The organism is Marinomonas rhizomae (assembly GCF_003315485.1).
GTDB lineage: Bacteria > Pseudomonadota > Gammaproteobacteria > Pseudomonadales > Marinomonadaceae > Marinomonas > Marinomonas rhizomae.
The window spans coordinates 261,161-280,497 of record NZ_QNSE01000005.1 but is presented as its reverse complement, the minus strand read 5'-3'; the positions used below and the strand labels follow the sequence as shown (position 1 = coordinate 280,497).

General features: G+C 42.7%; 17 protein-coding genes and 1 pseudogene. 12 read left to right on the top strand and 6 right to left on the bottom strand.

Features of this window, described 5'->3' with window-relative positions; all coding sequences use genetic code 11:
• Positions 1-391 precede the first annotated feature (391 nt).
• Complete coding sequence (locus tag DFP80_RS08075) at positions 392-1,720, bottom strand: hypothetical protein (protein ID WP_113916289.1); 1,329 nt, start codon at positions 1,718-1,720, stop codon at positions 392-394.
• Between the two features lie 351 nt (positions 1,721-2,071).
• On the opposite strand from DFP80_RS08075, the pseudogene DFP80_RS21110 reads away from it, so the two are divergent.
• The 6 genes and pseudogenes from DFP80_RS21110 to DFP80_RS08050 all read left to right on the top strand — a co-directional run bounded on the left by DFP80_RS21110 (position 2,072) and on the right by DFP80_RS08050 (position 8,474).
• Positions 2,072-2,970: pseudogene (locus DFP80_RS21110) on the top strand (EamA family transporter).
• A gap of 1 nt (position 2,971) precedes the next feature.
• Positions 2,972-3,109, top strand: a complete 138-nt coding sequence (locus tag DFP80_RS20880; RefSeq protein WP_241560233.1) for a hypothetical protein — start codon at positions 2,972-2,974, stop codon at positions 3,107-3,109.
• A gap of 6 nt (positions 3,110-3,115) precedes the next feature.
• Complete coding sequence (locus tag DFP80_RS08065) at positions 3,116-3,823, top strand: GlxA family transcriptional regulator (protein ID WP_241560234.1); 708 nt, start codon at positions 3,116-3,118, stop codon at positions 3,821-3,823.
• 278 nt (positions 3,824-4,101) lie between these two features.
• Entirely contained in the window at positions 4,102-5,310 is a 1,209-nt protein-coding gene (locus DFP80_RS08060) for an MFS transporter (RefSeq protein WP_113916288.1), read from the top strand.
• Between the two features lie 190 nt (positions 5,311-5,500).
• Positions 5,501-7,651, top strand: coding sequence for a dihydrolipoyl dehydrogenase family protein (locus tag DFP80_RS08055; protein ID WP_113916287.1), 2,151 nt, complete (start codon positions 5,501-5,503; stop codon positions 7,649-7,651).
• Between the two features lie 4 nt (positions 7,652-7,655).
• On the top strand, positions 7,656-8,474 hold the full coding sequence (locus DFP80_RS08050) for a DUF547 domain-containing protein (RefSeq protein WP_113916286.1): 819 nt from the start codon (positions 7,656-7,658) through the stop codon (positions 8,472-8,474).
• Here DFP80_RS08050 and DFP80_RS08045 read toward each other — a convergent pair.
• Complete coding sequence (locus tag DFP80_RS08045; RefSeq protein WP_113916285.1) at positions 8,469-9,377, bottom strand: LysR family transcriptional regulator; 909 nt, start codon at positions 9,375-9,377, stop codon at positions 8,469-8,471. The genes DFP80_RS08050 and DFP80_RS08045 overlap by 6 nt on opposite strands.
• A gap of 129 nt (positions 9,378-9,506) precedes the next feature.
• Between DFP80_RS08045 and DFP80_RS08040 the strand changes: the two genes are divergently transcribed.
• On the top strand, positions 9,507-10,232 hold the full coding sequence (locus tag DFP80_RS08040) for a sulfite exporter TauE/SafE family protein (protein ID WP_113916284.1): 726 nt from the start codon (positions 9,507-9,509) through the stop codon (positions 10,230-10,232).
• A 17-nt stretch (positions 10,233-10,249) separates the two neighbouring features.
• Here DFP80_RS08040 and DFP80_RS08035 read toward each other — a convergent pair whose 3' ends face one another.
• The 4 genes from DFP80_RS08035 to DFP80_RS08020 form a co-directional block, all read right to left on the bottom strand.
• Positions 10,250-11,101 carry an ABC transporter permease gene (locus tag DFP80_RS08035; protein ID WP_113916283.1) on the bottom strand — a complete coding sequence of 284 codons (852 nt, stop codon included), beginning with the start codon at positions 11,099-11,101 and terminating at the stop codon, positions 10,250-10,252.
• Complete coding sequence (locus tag DFP80_RS08030; RefSeq protein ID WP_113916282.1) at positions 11,101-11,949, bottom strand: ABC transporter permease; 849 nt, start codon at positions 11,947-11,949, stop codon at positions 11,101-11,103. The genes DFP80_RS08035 and DFP80_RS08030 overlap by 1 nt, the downstream gene beginning before the upstream one ends.
• A gap of 118 nt (positions 11,950-12,067) precedes the next feature.
• Positions 12,068-13,216 carry an ABC transporter substrate-binding protein gene (locus DFP80_RS08025; RefSeq protein WP_113916281.1) on the bottom strand — a complete coding sequence of 383 codons (1,149 nt, stop codon included), beginning with the start codon at positions 13,214-13,216 and terminating at the stop codon, positions 12,068-12,070.
• A 16-nt stretch (positions 13,217-13,232) separates the two neighbouring features.
• Positions 13,233-14,303 (bottom strand): ABC transporter ATP-binding protein, encoded by a 1,071-nt coding sequence (locus DFP80_RS08020; RefSeq protein ID WP_113916280.1) that lies wholly within the window; start codon positions 14,301-14,303, stop codon positions 13,233-13,235.
• Between the two features lie 185 nt (positions 14,304-14,488).
• On the opposite strand from DFP80_RS08020, the gene DFP80_RS08015 reads away from it, so the two are divergent.
• The 5 genes from DFP80_RS08015 (at position 14,489) to DFP80_RS07995 (ending at position 19,266) form a co-directional block, all read left to right on the top strand.
• Entirely contained in the window at positions 14,489-15,286 is a 798-nt protein-coding gene (locus DFP80_RS08015) for an MBL fold metallo-hydrolase (protein WP_113916279.1), read from the top strand.
• A complete protein-coding gene (locus tag DFP80_RS08010; protein ID WP_113916278.1) occupies positions 15,283-16,308 on the top strand; it encodes a LacI family DNA-binding transcriptional regulator in 1,026 nt (341 codons plus the stop codon). Before DFP80_RS08015 ends, DFP80_RS08010 begins: the two co-directional genes overlap by 4 nt.
• 25 nt (positions 16,309-16,333) lie before the next feature.
• Positions 16,334-17,137, top strand: coding sequence for an inositol monophosphatase family protein (locus DFP80_RS08005; protein ID WP_113916277.1), 804 nt, complete (start codon positions 16,334-16,336; stop codon positions 17,135-17,137).
• Positions 17,138-17,266: 129 nt separating this feature from the next.
• A complete protein-coding gene (locus DFP80_RS08000) occupies positions 17,267-18,676 on the top strand; it encodes a bifunctional diguanylate cyclase/phosphodiesterase (RefSeq protein WP_113916276.1) in 1,410 nt (469 codons plus the stop codon).
• A 65-nt stretch (positions 18,677-18,741) separates the two neighbouring features.
• Positions 18,742-19,266: a YgjP-like metallopeptidase domain-containing protein gene (locus tag DFP80_RS07995; protein ID WP_206610585.1), complete on the top strand. Its 525-nt coding sequence runs from the start codon at positions 18,742-18,744 to the stop codon at positions 19,264-19,266.
• The last annotated feature ends 71 nt before the right edge of the window (positions 19,267-19,337 follow it).

Sequence of the window (19,337 nt, the reverse complement as noted above, 5' to 3'; positions counted from 1 at the left end):
AATTGCTTATAAAGTTTTCGTCTTCTTGTTCTTTTGTACCAAAAAGCACAAAGTTGGAGAAAAATTTTTGATAGGTAAGCTTCCAGCATCATGGCTGTGGACCATTTTAGAGGTGGTATAAGAAGCTGAAAAGAAAGCCTTGTCGTTATTGATGGGCGGAGTTGATGGCACACGCCTTCCATCGCTGGGCCGTCCAACTGTGATAACTGCAACCCCATTATTTTAGAGTTGATCGACCAGCATCGTAAAACGGGCTTGCTGTCATTTGACTACGTGCCTAGTTGTTCTTGCCACTCTCTGTGGAAGGACATTATGTCCTATAAGCGTCCCTATTCACGTATTTTCTAGCGAATAGAGTCGAGATGGTTGAGAGGAAAATACTCTCAACCATCTAGTTTTTATCCGGATCATAAGAAAATAGATCGGGTGTGATTTTTAATATTCCATTGTCATCTGGTTGCTTTAGATACAGTGTGACTGATGTGTCTTTAAAAGCTTTGTAATCTTGTTTTGGCGAAAAACCTCTCAAATTATTGCAAGTAAACCAGAAGCTAAATGGGGCTGCTCCGTTAGAAAATATGCCAGTATTCTGCATACTATAGGATTGACCTTGGCCTACTTTGACTATGTTGTCAAAAAGGGGCGAGTTATTGACTTTTAATACAAGTCGACATTTTTTTAAGAGCTGATTTACAAAGTGGTAGCCAGATTTATAGTCAAGTTGAAAGATGAATTCACCATCGCCAGTTAAATTGATAAAACCTTGATAATATAACCCTACATCTCGATCAACCGTGGCCCTAGCTATGTTTTTGTCAACCATATGATCAATAAAGGTAAAGTAACCTCCCTTATTAAAGGGCAATGTTGCCACCTGCAAACCTTCTGGTGTTGATGGTAAGTGTTTGTATTTGTTTTTTCCAAGGGAGTAGACATCTAATGAAAGCCCTTTGGATAAAACTATAGGGTGAAAGCCATTATCAATATTTTTTTTCATAGGTTCTTGGACTGCATTATCCATACTTTTTTCTTCAGTAGTATCTTGTTTTAGATATACTGGCGTTGGAGTATCGATATGATTATTTGTAGAATGGACTATCGGCTCTTTTATAACCTCATCAAGATTACTTTTTTCTATTTTTTGATTCGCAATATAAGAATTATTATTTATATTAAGAGGTGTTGGGTTAGTAAAAGGACTAGCAATATTTTTTCTTTCATTATTTACCATAACTAATATAATAAAAACAAAAAATAATAATACGATGAGAGTCAAAATTAGTAATTTAGAGCTGAATTTGGGTTTATAATGATCAAATTTAGACGCTTCTTTATCGTTAAACTCTAGTTCTTGTGGTGCATGATTTATTTCTGGTTCATCTTGCTTATAATTCAGCTTATTTAAAGACTTTATATTTTCAATTTCAGAGAATGCATCTATCCATAACTGCTTAACAGACTCATCACAAGCTCTTTCGAAAAGTAGCTTGATAGTATTCCTCCCATAACTATTTGGAAATTTACCTTTGTAAACATAATCTTTAAAACTATCTTCTGATATTGCTCTAGATCTGGATACTCCTCTAGTAAGCTTTACAGTTAGAGCGGCATATTCACTGGAGGAAATACCTGCAAAAGTGATGAAGTGACGTAATAATATTCCTAGATCCTGAGTCTTTGGTGGCGGTTGTGTTACATCCGAAAAGTTTTCATAACTCAAAACAGGATTCCTTACACATAGTTTAAAATAGTTAATATGATTAATTAAAAAACGGGCACTTCAAATCGCACACTAGATAATAAATCTTATCCTCTTTGATTGTATTGGTCACCTCTGTATTTCTCATTTTTTGTTTCAACAGTCTAAGCAGTCAAGTGTTTTTGTTCTGCTGTAAGTCATATTGCGTTATGGGGGCCTAATTGTCGTGTACTTAGACTGGCGAAATTATTTAGCCTAAGCGGCCAGTGACTCTGAAATTTGATATGTCCTTTTTGACCCTAGGGTCTGTCCTCGTTTCTCGTTAATTGTCTTTTTATAATGCTTATATCAAATTTATTGGTGGTAGGCATTATGACGTTCAAAGACAGTATTTTGGCTCTGGTGATTATCCTCGCTTGGGGATTAAACTTTGTGGTGATTTCTTTTGGCCTTGGCGAAGTGCCGCCTTTGCTATTGGGTGGACTGCGATTTCTAGCAGTGGCGGCGATCGGGTGTTTGTTGGTGAAACGGCCTAACATTCCGCTGAAGTGGTGGTGTGTATATGCACTACCAATGGGTTTTATGCAGTTCGCCTTTTTGTTTATGGCGATGGCGAATGGTATGCCCGCTGGCTTGGCTTCTTTGGTATTGCAGTCTCAGGCGTTGTTTACCATGGTATTTGCGTTGGTGTTTTTGAAAGAAGGTGTGCGTTTGCATCAAGTGTTGGCGATTGCTTTAGCGGGCAGTGGTTTGCTGATGATTACCGTGGTGTCTGGTGTCAGCGATATGACGCTGTTTGGGTTTATTCTAACCTTGTTCGCCGCAGCGAGCTGGGCGCTGGGGAATATTAGTACTCGCACCATGAGTCAGACTACTCGGTGAATGTGAACTTGGTTATTTGGAGCGCTTGGGTGCCACCATTGCCTTTCTTTGTATGCTCTTGGTTGATGGAAGGGACTGAGTTGATGCAATCGGCGTTACTTGGTATGAGCTGGGTTTCTATTGACGCTTTGGTTTATCTTGCCTTGGTGGCGACGATTGTAGGCTATTCTCTGTGGGGATATTTGATGGGCCGTTATCCTGCGAGTCAGGTTACGCCGTTGACCTTAGGGGTTCCTGTCGTGGGTTTGACCTTTGCGGCAATAATATTGGATGAGAGCTTATGACCATTACAATGGATTGGTGTGTGTTTTGTATTGATCGGTTTGTTGGTTAATACCTTTGGCGCTCGGCTTTTTTCTCAGTTAAAAATAATCTTCAAAGAGGCATAGTGTGTCCGCGATTGCTAAAATTCATGTCTATTTTATCATGCTGCCAAACAGTGTTTTGCTGGATACGATTGGCCCTGCTGAGGCTTTTCAATATAGCAATCGTTTTGTATCAGGCGCTGAGTTTGAGGGGCAAAGGTAATTTGAATTGCATTTTGTTGGTCCTGAAACAATGGTTGAAAATACGTTAGGTTTGAATATTCAAGTCGAGTCTTTACCTGATGTTATGGTGGCTAACAGCTGGGTCGTTAGTACCGGACTGTCGGGGAATCGTATTGATTTAGAAACACCTGCTATGGAAGCTGCGATAGGCTGGTTAGGCCGAAAAGCCAGCTGTATTGGACGTTATATTAGTATTTTTGCTGGGACTTTATTATTTGTAAAAGCAGGACTGCTGGCGGGTCGAGCCTGTACCACTCATCATATGCATCTCGACGAACTTCAAGAAATAGAGCCTACTGCCAAGGTGCTCGCTAATCGGTTGTTTGCCGTAGATGGTGACTTTTATAGCAGTGCTGGTGTGACGGCTGGTATTGATTTAGTTCTGTATTTGATACAGCAGGAATGTGGAGCGAATTGTGCGAGTCAAGAGGCACTTCATATGGTGCTGTTTTCTCGTCGAGGCCCAAATGATCCGAGCCAGTCTCCTTGGTTAGAAAACCGCAATCATTTCCATCAAAGCGTACACCGTGTGCAAGATGCGATTCAGGTAGACCCTGCACGCAATTGGTCATTAGAGAGCTTGGCAGCTGTTGCCCAGTGCAGTCCGCGACATCTCGTGCGTTTGTTTAAAGAAAGCGCCGGAGTGACGACACGAGAATATATCCATAAACTGCGCCTTGCTTTAGCAATGTAACTTTTACAAAGCTCTGCTCTGCCTATAGAAGAGGTCGCAGAGCGTTGTAGCTTCGACGATCCAAGGCAGTTTCGTCGACTTTGGGCCAGACAGCACTCATTTCCTCCTTCTCATTATCGAACTAAGTACTAAGTTTTTTTCTTTTTCTATTAGAAATACCTGCCCATCTGTGGTGCTTTTTGCTTTAGAATATCGCCCATATTTTGTCCGTAAGGTCAGTTTTAAGTTCATCTCTTTATGCAGTGAATGGCTGATTTTTACTCTAATAGGGAAGCAAGATGTCCAATACGTCTATTCATTCATCAATCACTGAGCCGAGAACTCAATGGTTGGAAGTTATTTTGCTTTGGATCGCGGGTATTTCAGCGGCGATGCAGTTTGCGAAGTTTTCGGTATCGTTTGATGGTTTGCTTGAGCATTATCAGATGGGCGCGACGTCAACCGGAGCAGCGCTTTCTGCGGTTGGTATCGCAGGCTTGGTGTTTGGTGTGTCGGCGGGCATGATTGCAAGTCGGGTTGGTTATTTGAAGGTGTTGGTCGGCGCTTTATTGCTGGGTGGCAGTTTGTCTTTGATTCAGTCTACTTTGCCACCTTTTAACCTGTTATTCGTGACTCGCATGTTGGAAGGTTTTTCTCAATTGGGTGTGGTTGTTGCTGCGCCAACCTTGATTGCTAAATTAAGTGCACCTCAGCATAAGTCTTTGACTATGGGAATTTGGGGTACCTTCTTTGGGGTCGCGTTTGCTGTATGTGGCTGGGCGGGAAAGAGCATTTTAGATCAATACGGTTTGCAGGCTTTATTTTTAAGCCATGGCGTTTTTATTACCACAATGGGTGTAGTGTTGTTCTTTAAATTAAGAAAGAATCCAGTGTTGGACTTGGTTCCTATCACAGAAATGCAAGATGGTTTCTTTAAGCAAATGATGCAGATCTATCGTAATCCGCGAGCGCTGCTACCAAGCTGTGTGTTCTTGTTTTATACCTGCACTTTGGTGTCTGTCTTGACCTATATTCCAGGGCTGATTGGTGATTCGACATTACAGAAGTTGATGATGGTGGTGTTGCCTTTGATCAGTACTGGTGGGACTTTTTTGGCGGGTGCGATTGCACAATACTTGATGCGACCACAGCGTGTTGCATTAATGGCGTATTGCGGCGTTGCTAGTTGTGCCGTGGTGTTGTCTTTCATTAGTGGCTCTGCGGAAATATTTTGCGCTGTGGTTGGCGTGATGGTGTTGTTCCTTGGTATGGTGCCGGGCTCTGCATTGGCGATGATTCCAACTCTTGCCCGTAGTCCAAGTGAACAAGCACAAGGTTATGGCTTGCTTGCTCAATTTGGTAACCTTGGTGCGACCGTTGGACCACCAACTTTTGCTACGTCAATTGCGGTTTATGGTCTTCCTGGTTTGGTGGTATTGGTTTTGTGCGTGTGCAGCTTTGGTGTGTTATTTAGTTTATGGGCTGGGCGTATTAAAACCGTTTTATAAGACATTCTTCTTTTCTTATTACAGTGTTTGGTTTGGCCAGACACTGTCTCTCTTTCTGCTCTTTTGTCGGTTATTTAAAAAATAATCCATATTGCTGTAATAATTCCAGCCTGTATTGTGTCTAACTATCATTAAAGAAATTATCGATTGTATTTTTCCTGAGTCGCAAGGCTCTTTTGGAGTTTGACGAATGAAAAAAATTGGATTGCTGGTATTCATTGCAGCATTGGCAGCGGGCTTCTTCTATTTTGATCTGCACCAGCTATTAACTTTAGATGGTTTGAAATCGGGTCTTGTGCGGTTTGAGGAATGGCGAGCAGCCAGCCCCTTCTTGGTGAGTGGTGCATTTTTATTTTTGTATGTCATCGTGACCGCTTTGTCATTGCCTGGCGCGGTGATCATGACGCTAGCGGCTGGTGCCTTGTTTGGCTTGGTTTGGGGTACGGTGATTGTGTCTTTTGCTAGTTCAATTGGTGCGACATTGGCTTTTCTAGTTTCTCGGTATCTGCTTCAAGCGACGGTGCAAAAACGCTTTGGTGATCGTCTAAAAGCGTTTAATGAAGGGATCGAAAGAGAAGGCGCATTTTATTTATTTACGCTCCGCCTTGTTCCGATTTTCCCTTTTTTCTTAATTAATTTGCTGATGGGCCTTACTACAATTCGAGCCTTGACCTTTTATTGGGTAAGCCAAGCCGGCATGTTGGTTGGAACCGTGGTATATGTGAATGCGGGGACTCAATTAGGTCAGCTAGAGAGTCTATCCGGTATTCTATCGCCTTCACTATTGTTGTCTTTCGTGTTGTTGGGCGTATTTCCAATTATCGCGAAAAAAATAGTTGATGTGGTCAAAGCTCGCCGTGTTTATGCTGGATTTACCAAGCCAAAAACGTTTGATCGTAATTTAATTGTCATTGGTGGTGGTGCTGGTGGATTGGTAAGTGCTTACATTGCGGCAACGGTTAAAGCGAAAGTGACTTTGATTGAAGCGCATAAAATGGGCGGTGATTGCTTAAATTATGGCTGTATTCCTAGTAAAGCGTTAATTAAAAGTGCGAAAGTCGCACAGCAAATGCGCCACGCAGAGAACTATGGCTTGAATAGCAGCGAACCGACGTTTTCATTTAAGAAAGTTATGGCGCGTGTTCATGACGTAGTGAGTAAAGTGGAGCCACATGACAGTATTGAGCGCTACACAAATCTGGGTGTTGATGTTGTACAAGGTTACGCAAAATTAATTGATCCTTGGACGGTTGAGATCCAATTAAACGAAGGCGGCACTAAGCGTATGACAGCACGCAGTATTGTGTTGGCAACGGGCGCACGTCCATTCGTACCACCATTGCCTGGTTTGAACGATGTGGGTTATTACACCAGTGATACACTTTGGGAAGAGTTTGCAAAATTTGATGCGCCACCAAAACGTCTTGTTGTATTAGGTGGTGGTCCGATTGGTTCTGAGTTAGCGCAAAGCTTTGCTCGTCTAGGCTCTAACGTGACGCAGGTAGAACGTGCTGAGCGAATTATGATTCGTGAAGACCAAGAAGTGTCTGAATTAGTTCAAGCAAGTATGAGAGCCGATGGGGTAAATATTCTAACCTCTCATAATGCGGTACGTTGTGAGAAAGAGGGTGACGTGAAACGTCTGATCGTTGAAAAAGACGGAGTAGAAAGTGTCATAGAGTTTGATGCATTACTTTGTGCTGTCGGCCGTCAGGCCCGTCTTGAAGGTTATGGCTTAGAGAATATTGGGGTGGAAACTGATCGTAACATCATAACTAATGATTACCTCGAAACACTTTTTCCGAATATTTATGCTGCTGGCGACGTCGCGGGTCCTTATCAATTTACTCATGTGGCCGCACATCAAGCATGGTATGCCGCCGTGAATGCGTTGTTTGGTACGTTTAAAAAATTCCGTGCGGACTATCGCGTGATTCCATGGGCGACGTTTGTGGACCCTGAAGTGGCGCGAGTTGGATTAAGTGAGCAAGATGCCAAAGAGCAGGGTATTGCTTATGAAATGGTTCGTTATGAATTTGATGAATTGGATCGTGCAATTGCCGACAGTGCGACAAAAGGCTTTGTAAAAGTGCTGACTGTTCCTGGCAAGGATAAGATTCTCGGTGTCACTATTGTTGGTGAACATTCTGGTGACTTATTAGCTGAATTTGTTCTAGCGATGAAACATGGCCTAGGTTTGAATAAAATTCTTGGCACTATCCACACTTATCCGACGTGGGCGGAATCTAACAAATACGCCGCCGGTGAGTGGAAGCGTGCTCACGCACCGCAGCGTATTTTGAATTGGCTGGAAAAATACCACACTTGGCGCCGAGGTTAATTCGATGAATAAATCTCGATTATTGATTTTTACTCTACTCAGTTTTGTTTTGACTGGCTTGTTCAGCTCCCCGCTAAGCGCGGCAAATGAATTTGATCATAGTCAGTGGAATACATTGCTAAAACAGCATGTACTTCCGCTCAATGGCGGTCAGGCAAGCCAAGTAGATTATCAAGGTTTCGTTGATGATAAAGCGTCTTTGGATGCTTATTTAAAAACATTAGAGAACGTTAGCCAGTCTGAATTTGATGACTGGTCGAAAGATAATCAACTGGCATTTTTGATCAATGCTTATAACGCCTGGACGGTGGATTTGATTCTTACTGAGTGGCCGGATTTGGATTCGATTAAAGATCTGGGCCGCTTTTTTAGTTCGCCGTGGAGCAAGTCTTTTATTCCATTATTGGGCAAAACACGTTCTTTGGATGATATCGAACACAACTTGATTCGTGGTTCAGATCGCTATCAAGATCCACGCATTCATTTTGCGGTGAATTGCGCGAGTATCGGTTGTCCTGCGCTTCGCAACGAAGCTTACAAGGGGCAAAGCTTGGATACTCAGCTTAATGAACAAACACAGCTTTTCTTGCAAGATCGCAGCCGGAATCGAATCAATGACAACCAGTTAGAGCTTTCATCGATCTTTAAATGGTATCGAGAAGATTTTGAAAAAGGCTGGCAAGGGTATTCGTCATTGGAGCAGTTTCTGGCCGATCATGCGACCGACTTGTCCTTAAGTCCTGAAGCGCTTCAGATACTTAAAGACAAGGATATGACCATCCGTTTCCTAGACTACGATTGGGCATTGAACCGTACTTTATAGATCATTTTTTGTATTATTAGAAAAGTTTTTCATCATTTCCCAGAATATATTCGCCTGCGAACTCATGGTTTGATGACGTAGACGAATCATAAAAATGGGCAGCTGGTTTTGTGAAGTGAAGTTTTCCACTTCAATCGGCACTAGCTGCCCATTCTTCAGCTCCGACTGAATGCAATGTCTTGGCATTCGAGCCCACCCAAGTCCATGAATCAATAAGGTTTTCTTCGCTTGGAAATCGTTCACATACCAACGTTTTCCTGTTGGTAAAACATATCTATGGCCATTTTCTGATGCGTTAGCCGTGGTATCGTTCACCAAAATTTGAGGGATCGAATAGAGAGATTGTTGCTTGATTTTGGTATCGCCTGCGTTAAGCGTGACAAGTAATTCTGGATTAATCACAGCGATCATGGTGATTTTATTTAACTCGATAAAAGCGTGTCTGTCATCGAGCCCGTATCTTGGGCCAATAGCGATTTCACATTTGTTCTTAGTGAGCTTGTCTTGCACGCCATAAAGGTGATCTGTGGTGATATCCAGAGCAATGCCTGTATGTCGCTGTTGGAAAGCTTTAATACGTGACATGCAGTCATCATCTAGTGCCATTTGGCTTAAACAGAGTTGCAGTGGTGCTTCTGTGCCTTGGGCAAGATCATGGCCTAGGTTTTCCAATTGCAGAACCTGTGACATGAGTTTTTTGCTTTGCTGAAAAAAAGCATGACCTTCTGTCGTTAGCGTTGGACGATAACTGTTTCGATCAAACAGTAAAATTCCGTACTGTTCTTCTAAGGCTTTTACGGCCGCGCTGATTCCTGGCTGGGTTTTATGAATAGAATCAGCAGCGGAACGAAAGCTGCCCGTTTCGACTACTGCGATAAAAGCTCTGAGTTGATCCAGTTTCATAATGCTCACTTAATGATTGGTAATTTTTATCGTTTTAATAATAAAACGAGATTATTTATTGTTCATTAATTGCCGTATCATTGCACGCATAAAACGAGTTATTTCGTGAGATATTTGAAGGAGGAAAATGTGGATTCTGTTATGGTTGTGTTGTTTTTAGCGGGTTTAATTACCGGCTTTTCTAAATTTTCTGTGGGGGGCATGGGATTATTAGTCTTGCCCATTGTGATGATTGCGGTTCCTGGACCTGAGGCATTAGCTATTTTACTGCCTCTGTACATTATTACCGATATTATGGCGGTGTTTAGTTATAGGTCGAAAATTGCTTGGTCTGTGTTAGCGCGCTTTTTACCTTTGGCTTTTTTAGGGGTATTTGTCGCCAGTCATTTTTTAGCGAACATTGATGGCGAGCAATTTGTGAGCTTTCTCGGGGTGATGATTATTACCATGATCGCATTAGGGCTTTATCTAGATTATCGTCCAACCTCCTTTATGCAAAAGCCGCTTGCGGCTTATTCAATGGGTTTTCTTGGCGGTATTGTCACCATGATGGCCAACGCTGCAGGACCGATATTTAGCCTGTTCTTATTAGAGCAAAAGCTGGATAAGAAAACCTATGTCAGCACCCGAGCGTGGGCGTTTTTCATTATTAATGTAGTGAAATTACCCTTTTATATTAGTCTTGGTTTGCTCTCCGTCGAGAGTACAAAAACCAGCTTATATGCAGTGCCTGGATTGGTGATAGGGTCTTTCATCGGCTACCACGTGTTAAAGAAAGTGAACCCTATCCAATTCAAATGGCTAATTCGCATTATGTCGACTGCTGCTGCCTTGAAGCTGTTTTTGTTTTCATAGCATTACTTTTTCATCATTTACTTTCCGAGTTTAGACAGCATTTCTGGTTTCATAAATTTATGGATAATGACCATAAATAAGATAGAAGGCACGAGAAGAATTAAGGCAGTAATCGAGGCAATTTGATAGTTCCCTTCCATGCTAGCGGTATAAAGTAAAAGCGGCAATGTGCTGATATTCGGCGAACCTACAAAAAAAGTGCCAGTAAATTCGTCTAGCGACTCTAAAAAAACAAAAATACAGCTGGCAATAAGCCCAGGAGCGGCTTGTGGTAATACGATATGAAAGAAGGTGTAGAAAGGACCTGCACCTAAATTCCGGGACGCACGCTCTAGCATAGGGTCCGTCGATGAAAATGCCGCGACACTGATCCAGATAGAAAACATCAAACCATGAACACTATGGACTATGACCACACCTAGCAAGGTTCCGTTTAAGCCAAAGTCATAAAACAGCCGAGCGATGTTCATGTACACGGTTAAGTTTGGAAATGCTTGAGGGATTAAAAACAGTAACATCCAAAAAACACGCAACGGCATACTGCGTTTGGATAGAGCATACCCCGCCGGTATTGAGACGATCATACAAACCACCACGGTTAATACCGCAATCAGTAAGCTGGTAAATAATGAACCAGACACATCGCTATAAGGGTTAAATACTTGCTGCCAATATTTGAACCCCCATTGGCTTGGTAGCGCATGAGGGAAGTACCAACTCTCCGTAACTGTCCAAATCAGTAGATTCATGATTGGCCCAAATATCACCAACGCGAGCAACAAAATAAACAAACATTGTAGCCAGAAGTTGGGGCGGAAAGAGCGGACGTTGAACTTTTCTAGTAAGGTTTTGCTGTGTGGATAAATCATCAGTTAGCCCCTTTTTCTTTGAGGTTTTGGCGAAGGTAAAACCACGCCAAGCCAGCGCAAATACAGTAAGACACCAAACCTAGCGCGTTCGCCACGTGATAATCGCCATAAGAATTAATTCGAAATGCCATGTCTGCTGTCATCATTGTAGGAGAGCCTGTACCTATCATTAATGGAACGGACAATACCGACATCATGGTGACAATAGATAAGACCATGGCGACACCAAGAGTAGGAATAATTTGTGGCAAGATAATCTGAAACAGAATACGCAAACGTGATGCGCCTAAATTACGGGCAGCACGAATTTGAGAGTCGTCCAAGGCGGCCATGGCGCCAGAGATTAACAAGGTCGAAAAGGCCAATTGCTTCCAGACAAAGGTAATAATAATGCCGCTCCAACCAAGGAAAGACACAGTGTCCATGGGAGTTAACAAGCCAGAAGCGACAAAGGCATTATTCATTAAGCCATTTTTCGCTAAAAAGGTACGCATCATTTGCGCGGTGACAATAAAGGGAATAAACAGAGGCAAGCGATAAAGAAAGCCGAGTGTTTTCGTCAAAGAGCGAAAAGGCGATAAGGTAATTAACGCCGCGATGGTGACGGATAATACCGCCAAAATGACAACAGAACTTAACACAATGACAATAGTGAAAAGTATGTCATTTGAATAAAGCTCAAAGGCTTTGTGTAAATGACTAAGAGTGAATGCACCGTTGTCTAATGTAATAGCCGAATAGAGGGAAAAGCACAAAGGGTATAAGAAGAAAATACCGACCATAAGCGCTGCAGGGGCGATTAACCAAAGGTGATTTTTTAGCAGATTGCGTGATGTTGTTTGACGCATGTTTACTTCCAATAACCAACACGAGATAAAAAGGCCCTGAGCCGTTTAATTTAAGGGATCATTGCTCAGGGCTTATGTTGAGCGAGCTCTTCACTCAATGCTTTAGTTCTGCACGGATCTAGTTAGAAACGTTACGCTCGTAGCCTTCTTTAATGTCATCAAAGTAGGGCCCAATCGGAAAGCTTTTGCCATATTTGGATAGATCGTCCGGTGTAATTTCTGCGAACAATTTTTCCCATGTGGCTTTATCAAGCTTGGCTTCGACATAATTCGCATCAATGCCTGGATACCAGTTGAACTGTTTCACAATGCCGTTGGCTTGAACTTCTGGGCTGGTCGCTAGTTCAATAAATTCACGTGCCAACTGAGGGTGTTCTGCTTTGGCTGGCGTTACGTAGTACATTGGCTGTCCAGGCATGCCTGGTGCAATCAAAGAGAGTTTAAGTGATGGTGGAATCTTGCCTTGTTCTTTCCAGCTATAGAACATGTCGACCCAAACTGGCCCCATAAAAATCTCACCACGGTTTAGCATGTCTAATGTGCCTGCGTTGCCCGGTGTGAAAGTAATGTTCTTGTTGAACTCTTTTAGTTCGGTAAAGGCTTTGCCCCAAGAAGACTCAACACTTTTGTCATATGGCATAGAGGACAACTTTTCAGCATCGGTACCATAAGCATAAATCCAGCCCGTCACAAAGCTCACACCAGACATACCGTTTTTAATACCGTTATAGCCAAAGGATTTAGGGTGTTTTTGGGTCCATTGAACTAATTCGTCGTAAGATTTTGGCGGGTTTGTGATAAAGTCGCTGTTATAAGCGATGGCGGTTTGGCTATGGAACATAGGCATAACGTAACCATCAACATCGATGCCTAGGGCATTTTTCGCACTGTCTCGGGAGACCATTTTGCCCGTATTAATCTCGCTACGGTATTGTGACAGCAGGCCATTTTCTACCATTTCTCCACCGATTTTTTGGTGTACAACAGCGACATCAATGTCCCATTTATTAAGGCCACTGTTTTGCTGAGCCGATAGTTTCTCCATTATTTTGTGGGAACCTGCATCACCTGGCCCTGTGCCGACAACCTTTACCTTAACGCCTGGGTGCGTTGCTTCAAATTTTGGCGCTAGGTAAGTTTTTACGTAATCCACCATATTTTGACTGCCCGCAGAGGCCACGTTAAGAGTGGTTTCTGCATGAGCAAAAGTTGAAAATTGAGTAAGGCCGACAGCGGCAATTACGGCGATGTTAGTTTTAGCAAACATGATTCATCCTCATTGATTAAACAGAAACAGCATGGTTTTTTTGATGCTCTGAATGCTTTTCGTTTTTAGTGAAAGCATACAGTGCATCGATAGGAACGCGTAAGGTCACGGGAGTGTGCTCAGGCAGATTCTGATCGTGATCGGCTTGAATAGTGTGCTTCCCGCAGCGCACACTAATTTGATAATTGTTGCCAAAGAAAACACTTTGCGCGACATGGCCGTTGATCACCAAGCCCGTATGGAAGTCATCTTTGATTGCAGAGGGCTGAGTCGATAACACTGCATTTTCACTACGAAAATAAATATCTAATGGAGCGGCATGGTTATTCAGGCTTAGGTGGAAAGCGTCGTCGTTAGTTGGCCACTCGATATGGTTCTCGGCACCCATGAAGTCGGCGACAAAAGGCGTACTTGGGTGATGATAAATTTCTTCTGGTGTACCGATTTGTTCGATTTTGCCTTGGTTTAATACGGCGATTCGGTCCGCCATTACCAAGGCTTCTTCTTGATCATGGGTGACTATGAGTGAGGTGAAGCCGAGTTGCTTTTGCAGGGCTTTGATTTCATGACGAACGCTTAGTCTAACCTTTGCATCAAGATTTGAAAGAGGCTCATCGAGAACCAGTACATCGGGTCTGATCGCCAACGCACGAGCCAGAGCCACTCGTTGACGCTGCCCTCCTGAAAGAGCGGTGACTTTTTCATCCTCTAAACCTTCTAACTTAACGATGTTCAGTAGCTCGGTAACTCGGTTTTCTATTTCTACTCGTTTGGCTTTTTGAACTTTCAGTCCATAACCGATGTTTTGCGCAACGGTCATGTGAGGCCAAAGAGCGTAACTTTGAAAGACCATGGTAATGTTGCGTTTTTCGGCGGGAAGCTGAGAAACGGCTCGGTCACCGGCAAAAATTTCGCCATTACTGACAGGAACAAAGCCGCATAAGGCATTGAGTAGCGTGGTTTTTCCACAGCCAGATGGACCGAGTAAGGCAATCATCTCGCCTTGCTCAACGGTTAAATTGATATTGTCTAATATCATTTTTTTACCGTAGCCTGCCTGTAAGTTTTTTATGTGTAAGTGCGCCATGCCTTGTTTTTTCTCCAAACCGATAAAACGAGTGTTGGTAGGATTTTTTAAGTTTTTTTAACAAATGAACACGTGTTCAGCGTTTTGTAAAAAAAATGCAATCTCTAACCGACATTATGGTGGTCTACTTTGTCGGATCTTTATGACAATTTAATTAAGCTAAAAAGACATCTTAGTGAGGCAGTATGAAAATTGACGTAATTGGCAGTGGCAGTGCGTTCTCTAAACGCAACAATACCTCCTCGATTAGAATTATAGATTGTCAGCAAAACCAATGGCTTATCGATTGTGGGCCAACGGTGCCACGTGCGATTTGGCAGAGAAATATTGGTGTGAATGATATTCAGGTAATTTATTTTACGCACATTCATCCTGACCATAGCTCAGGTTTGGCTGCGCTGATTAATCAATGGAAAAGCTTCAAGCGAACGGAGCCTTTGACTATTTTTTGCCAAGCAGAACAGCAGCAACCTCTAAAAGCGCTGGTGGAGTTGGCTGTGTGGCCGGAAACTCAGGTGTGCTTTGAGATTCATTGGCAGGATATTGCGAACGAATTTGAATGGAAGCACTGGCAAATCCGCACAGCGAACACTCAGCATGAAATGGCGAACAAAGCGATTCGAATTTCGGCCGATGAAAAAACCTTGTTTTACAGTGGAGATGGGCGTCCTACGACCGCCAGCCAGTCGTTGATGAAAGATGTGGACATGGCTTTTCAGGAGTGCGCGTCTTTTGAGGCTTTATCCAATGATTCCTCCCATGGGGATTTGCCCGGTTGTGAGCGCTTGCTAGTGGACACTGGTGCTAAGGCATTGGGAATTTATCATTGTTTTGATGAGGCGATACCGAGTTTATTGCAAGCCGTGAGGGATATTCCTGACATGTTTTTGAGTCGAGATGGTTTGCAATTGGATTTAGAGGATATTGAGCTTAGTCGACATGTTTTTGATTCTCTTTCGGCAGGACAAGGAGGCAAATTGTGACCAATTCTCGACGCAGTCGCTCTGCGTCTGCTGAAGATGTGGCGAAACTCGCTGGCGTGTCTCGTGCGTCGGTGTCTCGAGTGTTTAGTGATCAAGGCAATGTCGCGAGAGAAACCCGTGAAAAAATATTACAGGCGGCAAATGAGCTTGGTTACCAAGTCAATTTTTTGGCTCAGGGTTTAAATCGTAAACGTAGTCAACTAATCGGCGTGGTTGTAGCGCGTCTGAGTGACCCATTTCGTAGTAGCTTGCTTGAAGGTTTGTTAAGTGAAATCCAAAGAAAAGGTTATCAAGCACTTGTCACAGAAGTGCGTGATGCCAATGAGCTGGAAGTGACGATTCGGCGTTTTACACAATTTCGAGTTTCTGGCGTTGTGGTTACGTCTGGTCAGCCGCCAGCGGATTTAGTCAAAGAATGCGTTCAACATAATATCCCTGTTGTAGGCATTAATCGTCATATGGACATCCCTTATGTGGATTTTGTCTGTTCTGATAATAAGATGGCGGCCTTGCTTGTTGCTGAGCAGTTTGTGCGCAGTGGTTGTTCGTCTATTGCGTGGCTCAATTACAGAGAGTCCACATGGTCTGGTATCAATCGTGGTGAAATGTTTCGTCAGGTAATGGTTGAACAAGGCGTATGCGATGAGGGCGATTTACTTCATGTTACCGCTGATATAGATGGTTACGAAGGCGGAAGGCTAGCGGCTCACCGGTTTTGTGCGCAAGGAAAAACCGTCGATGGTGTGTTTTGCGCTAATGCTCAATTGGCCTGCGGCTTTTTAGATGGTATGCGAGAAAATGGCTTCGATGCACCAACTGATTTTCACATTATTGGCTTTGATAATACGCCGCAAACCGCGCAATACAGTTATCGCTTAACGACGATTCATCAAGACGTCGAGGAAACTGCGAAGCGTGTTTTATCTTGCTTGGAAGCCAGGGGGCAAGATCCGCATATTGATCAATGTATTGAAGAAATTCCGGTTAAGTTGGTGATCAGAAATACGTCGCCAAGTTTTTAGCCTGACATGATGAGGAAAAAATAGCATGCAAGATGACTATCACGTTTTAGAAGTCGCGATCAGAAAAGCAGGTAAGCGCGCTCAAACCCTTCGTCAATCGGGGTTGTCAGTTACAACGAAAGGTCGACAAGATTTTGTTTCACAAGCTGATATAGCGGTTGAAGATGAGTTAAGGCAAGTGATTCGCTCCTTGTTTCCAGAAGATGGCTTTTTAGGCGAAGAGAGTGGTTTGACTCAAGTAATAAACGCAAAAAACAGCGGAGTGTGGGTAATTGACCCTATTGATGGCACCACCAATTATGTTCAAGGTATGGATTATTGGTGTGTTTCGGTCGCTTATGTAAAAAATAATGAGATTCAAATGGGCTTTGTCTATGCGCCAGATCGAGATGAATTTTTCAGTGCCAAGAAAGGCCAAGGAGCGTATCTGAATGGCATTCGGTTACAGATTAATGATCCCGAAAAAGGTCAGGAGCTGCTTGGTTTAGGGCGTTCAAATCGTCGGCCTGTGCAAGAATACTGTGATCTTATCTTGATGTTAGATGAACAGAATATCGAGTATCGACGCTTTGGTGCCGGTGCTCTTATGCTCGCGCATGTATCATCAGGGCTGGTTCATGGCTATTTCGAATCTCATCTTAATAGTTGGGACGCGTTAGCTGGCTTACTGTTAATCGAAGAAGCTGGTGGCCGGATTACAGGCTTCCTTAATAATGATGGATTGCTAAATGGTAACCTTGTTTGGGCAGCGAGTCCGCTGTTGTGGGGGGAATTACATAACTGGCTATGTAAGAAAGAGAGAAAGTCAGATCAAGCATCTGTTGACTAGGGTCGTACAAAAAATACACAAAAAGGTCGGGTCATCCGCTTGTTATTTGTTAGGTTGTTCCGTATTACTAGCTGGTAGGCAGCAAGTTCATGAACTTCTGCATTAAACACGCTATTCCACGGATATTGTATGAAAGACAGCCAGAACAATGATGTTCGATTAGAGGATATTCTGAATACCACACCAATTGCTGTTAGTTGGTCGAGTTTGTCCTCTGGTCGTATTGAATATATCAATAAAGCATTTAATGAGCTTTTTGGTTTTGCTTTGGATGACATTCTTGATGTCGAAACTTGGCTTTTACGTATTTCCCCTCATCGCGAATATTATCAAAACATTATTGCTCCTTGGATTGAAGAATACCGTAGTGATGTCTCTGCTCCTGATTTAAAAGCGACGCTCTTTTGTAAAGATAACTCTGTGAGACATATTAAGATGTGTTTTTCCACAATTGGGGATAAACAGCTTTGGTATTTTAACGATGTAACAGATCATTGGGTGGCGGAAGAGCGATTGCGTGCTCGAAGTAATATGTTGGAGATGGTCGCAAAAAGTTCTGCACTAAAAGATATTCTTAAGGTGATTGTTAAGCAGATCCAACAAGAAAGCCCACTTTCTTTATGCAGTGTGTTGTTGTTTGATAAAGACGAGCAATGTCTAAGGTTAGGTGCGGCTCCTGACTTCCCCGATATTTATAATCAGGCCATTGATGGTGTGAAAGTGGGCTTAAATGTTGGGTCGTGTGGTACGGCTGCGTATTTAGGACAGCGAGTCATTGTTGAAGATATTTATGTACATCCTTATTGGAAAGATTATACGCAACTTGCTCGTCAAGCCGAGGTTGCAGCGTGTTGGTCTGACCCTATTATGTCGTCTAAAGGGGACTTATTAGGTACTTTTGCTATTTATAAACGCTCAGTTTCAGCGCCTTCTGAAAAAGATTTTGAGTTGATTAATTTTGCGAGTCATTTGGCAAGCATCGCGATCGAAAGTTTTCGAGCACAAGAAGCTCTTCAAAAAAAAGCGGATTTTGATCATTTAACTGAGTTAGCAAATAGGGGGTACTTTTTTCAGCAATGCGAAGTGCTTATTAATAAGTCGATAGACGATCACTCACCATTTGCTATTTTAATGATGGACGTAGACCATTTCAAAAAAATAAACGATCAATTTGGTCATAAAACTGGGGATTTAGTGCTGCAAAAACTGGCAAGCATGAGCCTGTCTATCCTCAGGCGAGATGACCTTATTGCTCGAATCGGTGGCGAAGAATTTGCTATTTTACTGCCGTTTACTGAAAAAAATGAGGCTTTATTAATAGCCGAACGGCTAAGGGCGTCGATAGAGTCAAGTATGGTATTGAGTCTTGATCATCAAAACGTGTTTTTTACAGTATCATTGGGCGTGGCTTGTCGACAAGATGGCAGCGGAACAGTTGATGATATATTGAACAAAGCGGATAAGGCCTTGTATCAATCTAAAGCGGCTGGACGCAATTGTGTCTTTTCGGTAGAGGGTTCTATTAACTTTCGGTTTTAAACTCGTTTTTCTTTGTTAAGTCTGCCAAAATTATCGACCTTGTAAGTCACCTAGCGACAGAATATATGAGCCAGAATGGTCAAGTTAATGACGTGAAAAACTATCTTGGTGCTTATAGTGCTCAGGTTCAGCGACAGGCTAAAGATCTGCTGGAGTCTCAGAAATCCGGCACTTGGCTGCTGCAAAAATACCCTAATGTTCATGACCTTAACGGAACTCGTGCTTTGTATGAGTATGTAATGGACCTCAAAAATGAGTTTATGCGTAGTTCCCCACCAATCAGCAAAGTCATTTATGACGATAAAATACATATCATCAATAATGCTCTGGGGTTACATACTTTTGTGTCTAGAATGCAGGGCCGCAAATTAAAAGCGAAAAACGAGATTCGTATTTCGTCTCTGTTCCGACGGATTCCTGAGCCTCTATTAAAGATGATTTTGGTGCATGAGCTGGCACATCTTAAAGAAAAGGAGCATAACAAAGCCTTTTATAAGCTGTGCTGTTATATGGAGCCCGCTTACCATCAGTTAGAATTCGATCTGCGTTTATATTTAAGTCATCGAGAGCGGTTTGGTGACTTATGGTAAGTAGTGCGATTCAGAAACTGATTTAAATGAAGAGTCTATTTTTTAAAATAGACTCTTCATAAGTTGCAACG

What these genes read in the sequence shown, in the direction of transcription:
- DFP80_RS08030 (WP_113916282.1), bottom strand. Translation starts at nt 11,949, where the DNA reads ATGCGTCAAACAACATCACGCAATCTGCTAAAAAATCACCTTTGGTTA.
- DFP80_RS07995 (WP_206610585.1), top strand. Translation starts at nt 18,742, where the DNA reads ATGAGCCAGAATGGTCAAGTTAATGACGTGAAAAACTATCTTGGTGCT.
- DFP80_RS08020 (WP_113916280.1), bottom strand. Translation starts at nt 14,303, where the DNA reads ATGGCGCACTTACACATAAAAAACTTACAGGCAGGCTACGGTAAAAAA.
- DFP80_RS08045 (WP_113916285.1), bottom strand. Translation starts at nt 9,377, where the DNA reads ATGAAACTGGATCAACTCAGAGCTTTTATCGCAGTAGTCGAAACGGGC.
- DFP80_RS08050 (WP_113916286.1), top strand. Translation starts at nt 7,656, where the DNA reads ATGAATAAATCTCGATTATTGATTTTTACTCTACTCAGTTTTGTTTTG.
- DFP80_RS08000 (WP_113916276.1), top strand. Translation starts at nt 17,267, where the DNA reads ATGAAAGACAGCCAGAACAATGATGTTCGATTAGAGGATATTCTGAAT.
- DFP80_RS08005 (WP_113916277.1), top strand. Translation starts at nt 16,334, where the DNA reads ATGCAAGATGACTATCACGTTTTAGAAGTCGCGATCAGAAAAGCAGGT.
- DFP80_RS08055 (WP_113916287.1), top strand. Translation starts at nt 5,501, where the DNA reads ATGAAAAAAATTGGATTGCTGGTATTCATTGCAGCATTGGCAGCGGGC.
- DFP80_RS08060 (WP_113916288.1), top strand. Translation starts at nt 4,102, where the DNA reads ATGTCCAATACGTCTATTCATTCATCAATCACTGAGCCGAGAACTCAA.
- DFP80_RS08035 (WP_113916283.1), bottom strand. Translation starts at nt 11,101, where the DNA reads ATGATTTATCCACACAGCAAAACCTTACTAGAAAAGTTCAACGTCCGC.
- DFP80_RS08015 (WP_113916279.1), top strand. Translation starts at nt 14,489, where the DNA reads ATGAAAATTGACGTAATTGGCAGTGGCAGTGCGTTCTCTAAACGCAAC.
- DFP80_RS08025 (WP_113916281.1), bottom strand. Translation starts at nt 13,216, where the DNA reads ATGTTTGCTAAAACTAACATCGCCGTAATTGCCGCTGTCGGCCTTACT.